Here is a 14392-nt window from a genome sequence, read left to right as displayed (position 1 = left end):
GATTAATTCACTTTATTTACATTTGACGCTTGGTCTGCAAGATGACGTCCAATTCGCCTGAACGAAGCAATTTCACGAAGGTGTCCACCACTTCCGGGATGAACTGCGTGTTGCGGCTTTCTTCCAGGTGGGTGATGGATTCCTCGATGCTCATCGCCGTTTTGTAAGCGCGGGTGCTGGTCATGGCGTCGAACGCATCGGCAACCGTCAGAATGCCGGTCAGCACGTCCAATTCCTCGCCGGTCAATCCGCGCGGGTAACCCTTGCCGTCCGGGCGCTCGTGGTGATTGCGAATGATTTCGATTTCACGATACAAAAAACTTAGCGGTTCCAGAATTTTGGCGCCGATTTCCGGGTGGCGCCGGACCATCAGCCATTCTTCCTCGGCCAGTTCGCCGGGTTTATCGATGGCGGAAAGTTCGATCACGATTTTGCCGACGTCGTGCAGAATCGCCGCTCGGCGCAGCACTTTCAAATCGCGCTTGGACAAGCCGATCGCGTCGCCGATGGCCAGCGCGTAACGAGTGACTCGTTCGGAATGGCCGGCGGTCGACGGGTGCTTCTGTTCGATGGCCCGCGTCAGGGAAGCGATGATGCCGATGTAGGTTTCTTCCATCTGGCGGGTTTTGGATTCCAGCTCCTCGTTTTTCTTTTGCAATTCGCGGATTTTCTCTTCCAGCCGCGAAACCAGGTGTTGGCTGTATTCCTTCAAATAATGAAGTTGCTGGTCGGGGAGGATCGTCTCGCGATGGCCGTAGAGGTATTGCTCGATGGTTGCGACGAAGGTGTCGGGGTCGATCGGTTTTTGCAGGTAGCCGTCGCAGCCGGCCGCCAGGCTTTTTTCCCGGTCGCCCTTCATCGCATAGGCGGTCAGGGCCACGATCGGCACTTGCGACACACCGGGAATCGCCTTGATTTTGGTCGTGGCTTCGTAGCCGTCCATCCCGGGCAGGTTAATGTCCATGATGATCAGATCGGGCTTGTGGCGCGTCGCCATCTCGATGCCTTCGAGACCATCGTCGGCTTCGTAAACCTGATAGCCGGCCGCGCGCAACAGGCGGCGGATAAGCAGCTTGTTTTCCAGGTTGTCTTCAATGTAGAGGATGCTTTTCATTTACCGATCCGCTTCCTTGCCTCTCCCGGCATGCCGTGCGGCCACGGGAGGATTACACCGTAGGAACCTTGTACGGAATCGAGATGTGGAACGTCGATCCCACGCCTTCGGTGCTCGTCACCCAAATCCTACCGCCGTGCATCTCAACAAACTTCTTGCTGATCGTCAATCCAAGACCGCTGCCGCCCTTGACGCGACTGGAACTCGAATCGAGTTGGCGAAAGCGTTCGAAAACCAGGTTGATCTTATCGGCCGGGATGCCCATCCCGGTGTCGGAAACGGCGATGTAGAAGCTGTCGCTGCCGCGTTTGGAGGTGATGGTGATCTGGCCTTTTTCGGTGAACTTGGAGGCATTGCTGACCAGGTTGAGCATGACCTGATGCAACCGCATCCGGTCGCCGAACACGACATCGAGCGCGGGATCGATGTTGATGACCAACTCGATCGGCTTGTCCTTGAGCAGGATGCGCGCGCTGGTCTCCACCTCGTGCAGCATGCCCTGCAGGGAGAAATCGGCCATTTGCAGTTCCATGCGGCCCGATTCGATCTTGGACAGATCGAGAATGTCGTTGATCAGACTCAGCAGGTGCGTGCCGCTGTTGAGAATCGCCGAGATGTCGGTCTGCTGCCGGTCGGTCAACGGGCCGTCGATGCCGCGCAGGATGATCTTTGAAAAACCGATGATCGAATTGAGCGGCGTCCGCAGTTCGTGGCTCATGTTGGCCAGAAAATCACTCTTGATGCGGTCGGTTTCGCGCGCTTTTTCGTAAAGCACCATCAGTTTCTTGTTCGCCCGCTCCAATTCGCCGGTGCGCTCGGTGACCTTGGTTTCCAGTTTGTCGATCAGGCGCAGCTTTTCGATCGCCATACCGCTGATGTTGGCGACCGCCTGGAGTTTATCGACATCGTCGGGTTCGATCGGCAGCCGCTTGTAGTAATGGTCGGCCAGCACCAGGCCGATGATCCGGTCGGCGCCGCGGATGGGCACGATCAGGTAACCCTTCGATTTCCAGGCCTCCTGCTGCACCTGCGGCACGAAAATGTTGTTCCACGGGTTGTTGACGATCACGTACTTGCCGCTTTGGAACGAGCGGCTTTCCTCGGTGCGGTCGTCGAGCGGAATCGGATTGGCCTGCACGGTCGCGAAGATCGTCTGCGCCCAGTTCATGTCCAGCGGGTCGATCACCGAGACGATTTCCAACTGCCCTTCGCGCGCCAGATAGATCTGGCAGCGGTCAAACCCCAGGTCGGTGCAGATGCGGTTGGCTGTGAGGTGGATCAGTTCGCGATAGGTCTTGACCGTCTTGGTCGCCTCCGACAGCGAGACGATGCCGTGCAACAAGGCCTCTTCGCTCGCCAGGCGCAACTGGGTCTGCGCCAGTTGTTGCCGGTGATAGACGATCGCCTTGCGCGCGCGATTCATGCTTTCGCGGGCGTGCTCCAGACGGTCGGTCGATTTCGGCGTTCGAGAGAAAAACGTTTTCTTCCACGAAATCTGATAGGCGCAGGCGTTGGTCTCGGCTTCCGCCTTTTTCATCGAGGCGATCAGTTCGTCGGCATGGCCGTTGGTCACGTCCTGCCGTTTGAAGTCGAAGGGCTGAATCAGCTCCTGCGCGGCGCGCAGAATCCCTTCCAGCCACCAGCCCAGCACCGGCGGCGCCGGGCGCTTGAGCGTGGAAACCAGGGTGGCGGTGAAGGAGTTTTTTTCGCCGGGATGCAAGGTCAGGCGCAACGTGCGGGCGTTGTAGTTGATCTGTTCGGCCAGGGCGTCGAGCAGGTGGTGCGGATCATCGACGAACGGAAACAACAGATCGCCCAAGCCGTTCGACTCGTCCTTGAGGAATCGCGCTCCGACCGCTTTCAATTTTTCGATGTTCAGATTGCCCAGGACGGCGATCAACTCGCGGAACGTGACTTCGTCGATCCACCAGCGCTTTTCCAGTGGCAGGCTTTCTTCCTTCGAGGCCGAGGAATTCCAGCGCTCCAAGGACACGTCGCTTTCTTTGCATTGCTCGACTAGAGGCATGAATAAAGCGGCTGATACTTCCGGTTTCACCTGGTCATCCTGTTTGGAATAGTCACCGGGAATCGCGATAATTTTTAATCGCTCATCTACTTTCCCCGAACAACGTTATAGCATACGCGGATGGCTCGATTCGTCCAGAGCGGGCCATGCCTCCCGCCGGCCTGTTAGGGGCATCGCCTCCACTTGACCGTTAAATCGGCGGCCGATAAATTACCCCGACTATTCACTTTACCACGAGGGGCCCGTGGAACAACGCGACATCACCCAAAATTTATTAACCCGCCGCGCGATCGTGAATGAAATCTGGGACAAACTCCCCATCTGGTTCCTTTTTCTGGAAGGATTGGGCATTCATAACATCCTGATGTCCAACGCCCCGGAAAAATGGTTCGTGGATGTCGGCATCTCGCGTCATTGGTTCGCCTTGCTCGTTTTGCCGTTGTCGCTTTGGTTCTACGGCTACTACCGGATCCGGCTGCGCGAGACCAAACAGCAATTCGACAAGGAAAAGGTGCACCGCCGGATTCTCCTTCTGGCTTTCGGCGTGCCCCTGTTCATCTGGCTGTTCTACGCGATCTTCCCGTTTTTCCGCCACGAGATTTCCGGCCCCGCGTTTCGCCGGATGTTCGAATTGTCCAATTTGTTCTGGGCGATCATGATCATGACCCATACCCTGTACCACCGGGGTTGGGCGCGCTTCGTGACCTTCTTCGGCGTGGCTTTTGTCTACGGCATGGCCCTGGAGAATGCGGGCATCTATCTCGGCTATTTCTTCGAGCCGCACTTCAAGGTTTACGTTTATAAGCTGCCCGCCCCGCTGGCGACGATGGTGGGCTGGTGCATCGTGTTCACCTGCTGCATCACGATGATCGAATTTTTCCGCGAACGCTCGGCGCGCTTGAAGGCTTCGCCGGCCCTGACCGCGCTGGTGACGACCGTCCTGGCGATATCCGCCGATGCCCAGCTCGATCCCTTGGCCAGTTTTCCGGATATGTGGTGGCGCTGGCACGAGTCGCTGCCGGCCTGGTGGTTCGGCGTGCCCTTCTGCAATTACGCCGCCTGGTTCGGCGCCTTTTTCTCTTTTTCGCTCGTCTATTTCACCTATGCCGATCGGGCCGATCTGACCGTCTGGCAGCGCAACGCGCGGTTGTTGCTACTGGCCCCGAGCATCGCCATTTTCGCCGGATCGATCTGGCTCGGCCTGATGGTGGTCTACGAGACCCTGTTCGGCGCCGCGGGAACGGGCTATCCGTCCCTGCAGATTCTCGACGCCTTTTTCAACAAGATCTACCCGTACTGATCCGCTTGTTCACAGCGGCTGCGCGGCAACCTTGATCGGCCGATCCAGAATGTTCATGAATTCCTGGATGCGCGCCGGCTGGTAATCGGGAATGTTGTAGAGGATCGACTTCAAATAGAGCTTTTCGCTCTTGATCGTCCCCATGTTTTCCAGCGTATAACCCAGATCGCCGCATTCGCCGGCCTCGTCCTCCGGACCGTCGGGATGCTTCATGTCGTCGCGGTAATACAGCATTGGGCGCACCTTCGTGCTGGCGGCGTCGTAAAGCAGGCGATTCATCCAGGCGCCCTTGCCCGACGGATCGGTCACCAGCGACCAGGTATAAGGGGCGGGATTCAACTTGTTCTCGGCCTCGCTCATCACGCCGTCGACCTTGACGCCGGCCGGGTTGTTGCTGTTGGAGAAGACGCGGCCGGCGGCAACGCACAACCCGTCGGTGGATACCCGGAAGCGAGGTTCGGAAATCAGCAGATCCGTGCGGAACGGCATTTCGATAAAGGTCGGGAATTCAAAGGAGTTGAGAAAATACACGTTGTCGGTGTAGGCCTTGGGCGATTTCAATTTCCATATTTTGACCTGGTTGATCGTCCGGCGGACGATCCGCACCGGTCCGTCGATCCAGCCGATGGTGTCGGAGACGAAATCCTCCTCGTTGCGAATCAAATCGACGCCCATCACCTTGGCGGTAAAGCGGATTTTCAGGCGATCCACCAAATCCTGACCGCGGCCGCCGCCTTCCGGTTTTAAGACCAGTTCGCCAATGGAGAGCGGGGCTTTCGGATGGAACCCCATACGGAAACGAACCGTATCGATGACGGTCCTGGTGTTGTCGTACTGCACGTAATCGATCGGGCTTACCGGCGGCGGATTGTTCGGAAAGCGCAGCAGATACAGCCAGGCCTTGCCGCCGTTCACCGGATCGGTCAGCGTGATTTCCACGACCTGGTCGGCGCCGTCCGGCAGCAAAGCGCGCGCGCCGCGATCACCGGCGTCCTTGATCATGAACACCAATTCGTCATTGCCGTCGATCTTGCCGTCGTCGGCGCTTTTATTCCGACCGAAAGGCAAGGCGTATTCGTTGTTCGGCAACCGCTCGTCGATCTGAAACGGGACCGGCGTCGCCTTCTCGCCGTCGAGCCGGTAAAGCCTGGTCAGGGCGATCGGCCACCCCTGGGCACCCGACAGCCGATCGCCGCGCACGATCACCGAGTCCTCGGTGCGGGTCATCGTTTTCCCTTCCGCGAAGGCGGCGGTTACGGTCAGGCCCAGGGTGAGCAGCAGGCAGATACCGGCGATTGCAAAATGACGGCGCATGTCGATAATCCTTAACTTGTTTCCGCAGTGTCGAATTGGGGGCAGCTTAACAAAGCTGCGGACGCCGGTAAACAACCATGATTATATTTTCCACCGCATGGGGTGGAATCACCGTTTGATCGAGGGGAGGATCCGCCAATGCCGTCACCCGTTTATTTCGCCTCGCTGCGGGCTTCACTGCGCCGCAATCTGCTGCAGAAGGTCGGGCAATTGCTGGATAAAATGGAATTGGCCGCCCGCCTCTCGCCCGAACAACTGGTCGCGGTGAAGGTCCATTTCGGCGAACACGGCAACACCTCGTTCGTGCCGCCGGTTTTCGTCCGCGAAGTGGTGCAGTCGATTTTGAAAACCGGCGCCCGCCCCTTCGTCACCGATGCCAACACGCTTTATCGGGGCTCGCGATCCAATGCGATCAAACACCTGGAGACCGCCACGGCGCACGGCTTCACCGCCATTACGCTCGGCGCGCCGGTCATCATCGCCGACGGCTTGCGCGCCCAGGCGGGCGAAACGGTGCCGATCGAGGGGATTCACCGCCGTTCGGTGTCGATTGCCGAGGCGATCGCCCGCGCCGACGCGCTGGTCGCGGTTTCGCACTTTAAACTGCACGAAGCGACGGGATTCGGCGGCGCGATCAAAAACATCGGCATGGGGGCGGCCAGCCGTGACGGCAAGCTGCAAATGCACAGTTCGGTATCGCCTCACGTCAATCGGGATGCTTGCCTGGGCGACGGCATTTGTGTGCGCGCCTGCACCTTCGGGGCGATTTCGTTGGTTGAAAAAAAAGCGGCAATCGACGAGGAAAAATGCACCGGCTGCGCGGAATGTCTCGGCGTTTGCCCGGCCGACGCCATTGAAATCGAATGGAATCAGGGGCTCAATCGCCTCGGAGAACTGATGGCCGAATACGCCGCCGGCGCCATGGCCGGCAAGGACGGCCGTTGCTTTTTCGTCAATTTCGTCACCCAGGTCAGCCCGGCCTGCGATTGTTACGGCATGAACGACGCGCCGATCGTGCCCGATCAGGGCATTTTCGCCTCTACCGACCCGGTCGCGCTCGATCAGGCGTGTCTGGACGCGATTCAACAGGCGCCCGGCAACCGGCAGACGCGGTTGACAAATGCCTTCGCCGCGGGCGATGACAAAATTCGGGATATTTATCCCAAGGTGCCGTATTTGTGTCAGTTGGAACATGCGGAAAAAATCGGCATCGGGACTCGCGCCTACGCGCTCGTGCCGATCGGCTGAGAGAGAGGGACCGCCATGAAAGAAACCACCTCGCGCCGTCTGATCCTGGTCGGCCTTCCGGAGGATTTCCGGAAACGAGTGCGCGACGCGCTCGGTTTGCGTGGCAATGCCTTTCATGTCTTGCCTACCCTGCGCGACGCCTTGGAAATGGTCCGGCAGACCGAGCCCTCGATCGTGGCCACCAATGCCAACCTGCCCGACGGCAACGGCTACGATTTGTGCCGACAGATCAAGGAAATCAATAAACTTTCCCATGTCGGGGTGATCATGATCGTGGAGAACAGCGCTTCCTACGACCATGCCCTCGGCATTCTTTCCGGCATCGATCGATTCATTGAAATGCAAATGGAGGAAGAGCCGCTGGCGGAGGCGATCCTCGAAGTGGCCGAAAAAATGGAGCAGGCGGTGCCGATCGCCAGCCGGCCGACTTCCGTGGCGAAAAAAGTCATTTCGGAAATTCCGACGCCCCCGCCCGAACCGGCCAAGCCGGCCCCACCGCCGCCGCCGAGCAAACCCGCTCCGGAGCGCAGTAAAACCACCGCGCGGATGATGCCCAAAACCAGCGATCCGTTACGCGCCTTTTTCGATGACGAGGAGCCGCCGGCCGGCGCAGCCCGGTCCGACGCCGCGTCGAACGCGACGACTCAACCGGCACTCGATGCCGTGACGTCTGACCTTTGGATCAAACGTTCCGAAAAAGTCAGCGAGGCATCCAGTGCGGAAATCTCCCGCCACATCGAACAATGGATCGAATTCCACTACGGCCAGCGGGTGGACGAGAACATGCGGCAGGAAGTATCCCGCGTGCTCAAGCAACACATCCAAACCATCATCCAGAACACCATTCGCAAGCTCATGGAGGAGTAAATGGACGCCGGGTTGGACCCGACCGGTTTGCAGCGCCTGCTGCTGCTGGCGATCGAAGAGGATCTCGGCTCGGGCGACATCACCGGAATCGCCACGATCGATCCGCAATGGCTCGGAGAGGCGGAAATCCGCGCCAAGCAACCCCTGGTCGCCGCCGGTCTGGAAATTCTCGCGCCATTCTGGGATTTGATCGATCCGGAAGTCAAAATCGAAACGCCCGCGACCGACGGGCAGCGGCTTGTCGTCGGCGATCGGTTGGCGATCGTGCGCGGCCGCGTCCGTTCCCTGCTGGCCGGCGAACGGATCTGTCTGAACCTGCTTTGCCATCTGTGCGGCGTCGCCACGCTGACCGCCGCTTACGTCGAACAGGTCGGCCCGCACCGGGCGAGAATTCTGGATACCCGCAAGACCAATCCGGGGATGCGGCGGCTGGAAAAAGCCGCCGTGCGGGCCGGCGGGGGACACAATCACCGGTTCGGCCTGTACGATCAAATCCTGATCAAGGACAACCACGTCGACGCCTGCGGCGGCGTCACCGCCGCGATCCGCAAAGCGCGGCTGGAGTTCCCTCAGGCGCCGCTGGAGATCGAGGTCCGCAACGAAGAGGAATTGCGGGAGGCCCTGGCCGAACAGGCGCCTGTCATCCTGCTGGACAACATGGACCTCGACCGTATCCGCCGCTGCGTGGAAATCGCCGCCGGACGCGCCGAGTTGGAGGTTTCCGGCGGCGTGACGTTGGACCGGATCGCGGCCTTGGCGGCGACCGGCATCGACCGCATCAGCGTCGGCGCGCTGACCCACAGCGTTCCGGCCGCCGATCTCCATATGAAATTGACGCCGAACCGCGCATGACACCGATCGAGATAACCCCCGATTCCATCCACCGCCTGCCGAACGTCGAATGGCTGGGAAAAGAATGGCTGTCGATCGTCGACGAAACGGGCAGCACCAATGCCGATCTGTTGCAAAACGGCGCTGACCTGCCGCATGGCGCCTTGCTGATCGCCGATCACCAGACTGCCGGCCGCGGCCGCCGGGAACGGCGTTGGTTCGGTTTGCCGGGGCGCGATCTGCTGTTTTCCTTTCTTCTTCGTCCGGATGTCGATCGCGAAATCATTCCGAGCCTCAGTCTGGCGATCGGCCTGACGGCGGCCGACGCCATTCGTCAATTCGTCGGGTCGGCGGTACGGTTGAAATGGCCGAACGACGTGCTGGTGGCCGGCCGGAAAATTTGCGGCATTCTTTGCCAGAGCAGTTTGGCTGAAAATCCTTTCGTCGTGGTCGGAGTCGGCATCAACGTCAATTCCCGGGCGGACGAGCGACCGGCCGAGTTGCGATCGCTGGCGATTTCCCTGGCGGACTTCGCGAATGCCGCGATTCCGCGCCCTGACGTTCTGCGGCACTTCCTGCCGGCGTGCGAAAAGCGCTATGCCCAATGGCGGACGGACCGTCGTCGGTTATTCGCCGATTGGGAGCGGCAAGCCAACTTGAAAGGCCAAACGATTACGGTTAAGGATGATGAGCAAACCTTCACCGCCGTCGCGATCGCCCTCGACGATTTCGGCAACCTGATCGTCGAAACCGGCGGACAGCGGCGATTGGTCACTTGCGGGGACGTTTTTTTGCAGGGAGATTGAACCATGCTTTTCGCGGTGGATATCGGCAACACCAATATCGTTTTCGGCATTTTCGCCGACGAAACGGTTCGCGCTTGCTGGCGCGTCGAAACCAAGAAACAAAAAACCGCGGACGAATACGCGATTTTGATCCGCAGCCTGTTGGCGGCGGAAAAGCTCAATCCTCAGCAAATCAACGGCGCGATCATCTCCTGCGTCGTGCCGCCGCTCTCGCGCTGTTTCGAACTGGTGATGCAAAAGCTCTTCAATTGCAAGGCGGTCGTCGTCAGCCCCGGGATCAAAACCGCGATGCCCATCCTCTACGACAACCCGAAAGAAGTCGGCGCGGACCGCATCGTCAACGCGGTGGCCGCCTACCATCAAGTGAAAGGCGCCCTGATCGTCATCGATTTCGGCACGGCGACGACCTTCGACGTCGTCAGCGCCAAGGGAGAATACCTGGGCGGCGTGATTTCTCCGGGCATGGTTATCAGCATGGACGCCTTGTTTTTCCGCGCCAGCAAACTGCCGCGCATCGAGTTGGCCGCGCCTCGGCAAGTGATCGGCAAAAACACCATCGAATCGATGCAAAGCGGCATCGTTTACGGGTACGTCGGCCTGGTCGACGGCATGGTGCATCGCATTTGGGACGAACTGGGCGGCAAGGTTTACACCATGGCGACCGGCGGCCTGGCGGAACTGATTTCCCCCTATTCCACGACGATCGAAAAGGTCGATCCGGACCTGACGCTGGAAGGCTTGCGCCTGTTGTATCGATTGAATCGTCCGGCGTAGCGGTGGGACTTGATTTTTCCATTTACCTAGACTACTTTTCCTCTTCCGTTTCCCTCGGCAATTCGGGCGAGATGCGGAAAAAAGCCATATAATCAATATGTTGTCAAATTCTGGATCCATCAGGAGTCGTTCATGAAGGTTATCGAATCCGGCAAAATCCGTAATGTGGGATTATTCGGTCATGGCGGCAGCGGGAAAACCAGCCTGGCCGAAGCGATGTTGTTCGACGGCAAGGCCACGACCCGCCTGGGCAAGGTCGAGGACGGCAACACGATCATGGACTGGGAGCCGGAGGAAATCGCGAAAACCGCGTCCATCAGCACCGGTCTGGCCAGTGTCGATTGGGATAAAGTGCGCCTCAATATTCTCGATACGCCGGGTGGCGCGAATTTCACCTCCGAAAGCCGCAACATGCTGGCGATTTCCGACCTGGCGGTCATTACGGTCTGCGCCGCGAGCGGTGTGCAGGTCCAGACGACCAAGTTCTGGGAACTGGCGACCGAGCTCGGTGTATCCAAACTGATCTTCATCAACCGGATGGATCGTGAACGCGCCAATTTCAAGGAAACCGTCAAGGACATTCAGGATTCGTTCAAAGTCACCCTGACCCCGCTGCAGATCCCGATCGGCCAGGAAGAATCCTTCCAGGGCGTCGTCGATTTGCTCAATAACAAGGCTTTCGTCTGGGAACGCGACGGCTCCGGCGCGATGAAAGAAGCGGAAATCCCCGCCGACCTGAAAGCCGAAGTCGAGGAATACCGCACCAAGGCCATCGAAGCCATCGCCGAAAACGACGAAACCCTGATGATGGCTTATCTCGAAGGCGAAACTCTCGCCCCCGAAGCCATCGCCAACGCGCTCCGGGCCGGATTGAAAAACGGATCCCTGGTTCCTCTGCTCTGCGGCAGCGCGACGAAAAACATCGGCGTTCAACCGTTGATGGACCTGATCGCCGACGCGGGCCCCAGCCCGCTGGATCGGGTGAAGCCTTGGGTCGGCCACAATCCCGACAAAAAAGATGAAATCATCGAGCGCAAAGGCCACGAGGATGAACCGTTTGCCGCGATCGTGCTCAAATCGATCATCGACCGCCACGCCGGCAAGTTGTCGATTTTCCGGGTTATCTCCGGCGCGACCGCTTCCGACTCCACCGCCAACAATTCCTCCCGCAAGGGCAAGGAACGGTGGGGGCAGGTCTTTAAGGTCATGGGCAAGGATCGCGACACCATCGATCAGGCGGTCTGCGGCGACATCGTCGCGGTGGCCAAGCTGAAGGATACGGCGACGGGTGACACGCTCTGCGACGAAAAAGTCGGCGTCGTGCTCGACCTGCTGCACTTCCCGGAGCCGTCGATCAATTTTGCGATTCAGCCGAAAAACAAGGGTGACGAGGATAAAATCCAAAACGGTTTCGCGCGCCTCTGCGAGGAAGACCCCACCGTGCGCATCCGCCGCGACGAGCAGACGCAGGAATTCATCCTCGCGGGCGTCGGCCAGGGGCAATTGGAAATCACCGTCGAAAAACTGAAGCGGAAATACGGCGTGGAAGTGACCATGGCGACGCCGAAGGTTCCTTACAAGGAAACGATCAAAATCGAGGCCCGCGCGCGTTATCGCCACAAGAAGCAAACCGGCGGCCGCGGTCAGTTCGGCGAATGCGAATTGGTCGTTAAACCCCTGCCCCGCGGTTCGGGTTATCAGTTTGTCGACAAGATCGTCGGCGGCGTGATTCCGCGCCAATTCATCCCGGCGGTCGACAAAGGCATCCAGGAACGGCTGCCGCGCGGCGTCCTGGCCGGTAACCCGATCGTCGACGTCGAGGTCGCGGTGGTCGACGGCAAATTCCACCCGGTGGATAGTTCGGAACAAGCCTTCAAAATGGCGGGGCGGATGTGCATGAAGGCGGCGATCGCCGCGGCCAAACCGATCCTGCTCGAGCCGATCATGAACCTGGAAGTCATCGCGCCCGAAACCAACACCGGCGACATCATGGGCGACCTCTCCAGCCGGCGGGGCCGTCCTTCCGGCATGAGTTCGAAGGGAAAAAACACCATCATCAAGGCGCAGGTGCCATTGGCCGAAGTGCTGCGTTACGAGCCGGATTTGCGCTCCATGACCAGCGGCCAGGGTAGCTTCACCATCGAATTCTCACATTACGAGGAAGTCCCCGGCGACATCGCCCAGAAGGTGATCGACAGCGCGCAGAAGGAAACCGAGGAAGAAGAATAAATCCCAATTTCCCGCGATCCCGGAGCCGGCATGGGTGATTGATCCCGTGCCGGCTTTTTATTACACTGCTCGGGTTCCCAAATAAATGAGGTTGAATCATGCGCCCTTTTGAGCCGTTAAGCTGGGACGAGCTTTCGGATCTCGCCAAGCGGAACCTGCCGCAGGATGCGTCGCCCACCGTCAAGCTGATGGTCGCCCGGTCGTTGATGCCCATGGTGACGCGCGATCTGGTCGGCGCGCTGTATTTTCTTTCGGCCGATGAGGACAAACGCATCCGGGCCGCCGCGCGTAAAAGCCTGGTGGATTTGCCGCGCGAACTGCTCGCGCCGGTGCTGGCCGAAAAATTGTCGCCGAAAATCCTGCACTGGTTCGCCCTGCGTTCCCTGCCCGACGCTAAATTGTACGAAACGATCACCCTGAACCGGGAAACCGCCGATGAAACCATCGCCTATCTGGCGGCCACCCGCTCCGAAGAATCCTTGCTCAACATCATTTCGAACAACCAAGCGCGCTTGCTGCGCTCGCCGGACATCCTGCGCGCCCTCTTGAATAACGATGCCACGCCCGTCGACATCTCCGAACGTGTCCGCAGCTTCGTGGAGATGACCACCGGCCAGCCGATCGAGGAACTCCTGCGCGAAACGGAACCGGAGGCGGCCGCCGAGAGCGCGGTCACGGAAGAAGCCGCCGCGAATGCCGCGGCCTTGTTCGACGAAGAGACGACCGAAACGACGTCGGAAGTACCCGCGGCGCCGGAGGCCGGTGGCGAAAAGACCGATATCGACAGCCCCGACCTGGGCGACATGGTCGAAGACGAGCTGCCGCCGGATTTCGATCTCGACCAGTTGGAAAAAGAAGTATTCGCCTCGAGCGAGGATTTCGCGGCGGACTTTTTAGTCGAGCCCGAGCAGGAATTGTCGGCCGAACAGCGGCAGACGATGACCAACCGCATCCGCAAGATGACCGTGCTCGAAAAAATGAAACTGGGCATGAAAGGCAACATCGAGGCGCGGCAGATCCTGATCAAGAGCGCGAACAAGATGGTTCAGGAGTGCGTATTGCGCAATCCGGGCATTACCATCGAAGAAGTCATCAAGATGGCCAAGGACAAGACCATGCGCGAGGATTTGATCCGGGTCATCACCCTCAACAAGGAATGGACGAAAAGTTACACCGTCGTTCATCAGCTTTGTTGGAATCCGAAAACCCCGTTGATCACTTCGATGAAGTACCTGCAGCGCCTGAACATGCGCGATCTGCAGTCGATTGCGAAAAGCAAACAGGTGCCGGGCATTTTGGCAATTCAAGCCCGAAAACTGGCCCTGGAAAAAGAAAGAGCCCGCTGAGCGATGGACGAGGAGCAACTGCGAAAAAAACTGGCGCCTCCGGCGCCGCCCGCGCCCGACCCCGCCTTACTGGAGCGCGAAGAGGAATTGTGGGCGAAAGTCACCGCCGACCTCGGCAAGGAAGAACCGCACAAGGAATACCTCGGACTGGCGTTGAAAAACAATCTTCTGCTTCAGGCTTCCCGGCGTTACGGCTCGGTGATCGACGCCAAGGACCGTTACTCCATCGAACAGCGGCGCGTCGCCCGCAAATACCAGCAGAACATTCTGCGCATTTTATTCCTGGCGCCGAAGGAAGAAAAAATCGAAACCAAGCTCGGGTCCCTGGAGGCGCTGATTCTCTTTTTGGCGACGATCGGCATGCTGGGCGGTGCTGCCGCGTTCTTCAGCGACAACTTCGGCATCGCTTCGCCGATTTTGGTTGCGATGCTGCGGATGATGTTTCCCCTCGGCTTGTGTTTCGTGGTGGTATTTATCTGGGTACGCATCCGGCGGGCGAAAAGTTTCGCCGATCGGCATCAACAGTAATCCCCGGCC

General features: G+C 59.0%; 12 protein-coding genes. 9 read left to right on the top strand and 3 right to left on the bottom strand.

The genetic code is table 11. The features are described 5' to 3' along the window. Positions 1-16: 16 nt before the first annotated feature. Positions 17-1114, bottom strand: coding sequence for a response regulator (locus tag GX444_07645; protein ID NLH48462.1), 1098 nt, complete (start codon positions 1112-1114; stop codon positions 17-19). Positions 1115-1166: 52 nt separating this feature from the next. Then, positions 1167-3170, bottom strand: coding sequence for a GAF domain-containing protein (locus GX444_07640; GenBank protein ID NLH48461.1), 2004 nt, complete (start codon positions 3168-3170; stop codon positions 1167-1169). Positions 3171-3384: 214 nt separating this feature from the next. Here GX444_07640 and GX444_07635 point away from each other — a divergent pair, with 214 nt between their 5' ends. Then, positions 3385-4440, top strand: coding sequence for a carotenoid biosynthesis protein (locus GX444_07635; GenBank protein ID NLH48460.1), 1056 nt, complete (start codon positions 3385-3387; stop codon positions 4438-4440). A 9-nt stretch (positions 4441-4449) separates the two neighbouring features. Here the strand turns inward: GX444_07635 and GX444_07630 are convergent, their stop codons facing one another. Then, on the bottom strand, positions 4450-5754 hold the full coding sequence (locus GX444_07630) for a hypothetical protein (GenBank protein ID NLH48459.1): 1305 nt from the start codon (positions 5752-5754) through the stop codon (positions 4450-4452). A 138-nt stretch (positions 5755-5892) separates the two neighbouring features. Here GX444_07630 and GX444_07625 point away from each other — a divergent pair, with 138 nt between their 5' ends. The 8 genes from GX444_07625 to GX444_07590 all read left to right on the top strand — a co-directional run bounded on the left by GX444_07625 (position 5893) and on the right by GX444_07590 (position 14383). After that, positions 5893-7002, top strand: coding sequence for a DUF362 domain-containing protein (locus GX444_07625; protein ID NLH48458.1), 1110 nt, complete (start codon positions 5893-5895; stop codon positions 7000-7002). Positions 7003-7017: 15 nt separating this feature from the next. Next, positions 7018-7869 (top strand): response regulator, encoded by an 852-nt coding sequence (locus tag GX444_07620; GenBank protein NLH48457.1) that lies wholly within the window; start codon positions 7018-7020, stop codon positions 7867-7869. Continuing rightward, positions 7870-8721 carry a carboxylating nicotinate-nucleotide diphosphorylase gene (gene nadC, locus GX444_07615; protein ID NLH48456.1) on the top strand — a complete coding sequence of 284 codons (852 nt, stop codon included), beginning with the start codon at positions 7870-7872 and terminating at the stop codon, positions 8719-8721. Next, positions 8718-9506 (top strand): biotin--[acetyl-CoA-carboxylase] ligase, encoded by a 789-nt coding sequence (locus GX444_07610; GenBank protein NLH48455.1) that lies wholly within the window; start codon positions 8718-8720, stop codon positions 9504-9506. The genes nadC and GX444_07610 overlap by 4 nt, the downstream gene beginning before the upstream one ends. A 3-nt stretch (positions 9507-9509) precedes the next feature. Next, on the top strand, positions 9510-10280 hold the full coding sequence (locus GX444_07605) for a type III pantothenate kinase (protein ID NLH48454.1): 771 nt from the start codon (positions 9510-9512) through the stop codon (positions 10278-10280). Positions 10281-10412: 132 nt separating this feature from the next. After that, positions 10413-12509, top strand: a complete 2097-nt coding sequence (gene fusA, locus GX444_07600) for an elongation factor G (GenBank protein ID NLH48453.1) — start codon at positions 10413-10415, stop codon at positions 12507-12509. Between the two features lie 98 nt (positions 12510-12607). After that, positions 12608-13855, top strand: coding sequence for a hypothetical protein (locus GX444_07595; GenBank protein ID NLH48452.1), 1248 nt, complete (start codon positions 12608-12610; stop codon positions 13853-13855). Between the two features lie 3 nt (positions 13856-13858). Next, the gene (locus GX444_07590; protein NLH48451.1) at positions 13859-14383 is read left to right on the top strand and encodes a hypothetical protein; all 525 of its coding nucleotides are present in this window, start codon (positions 13859-13861) and stop codon (positions 14381-14383) included. The last annotated feature ends 9 nt before the right edge of the window (positions 14384-14392 follow it).

It is taken from the genome of Myxococcales bacterium, assembly GCA_012517325.1.
GTDB lineage: Bacteria > Lernaellota > Lernaellaia > Lernaellales > Lernaellaceae > JAAYVF01.
Note: the sequence above shows the minus strand (reverse complement) of the source record. Positions and strands in the feature narration are given on the sequence as shown.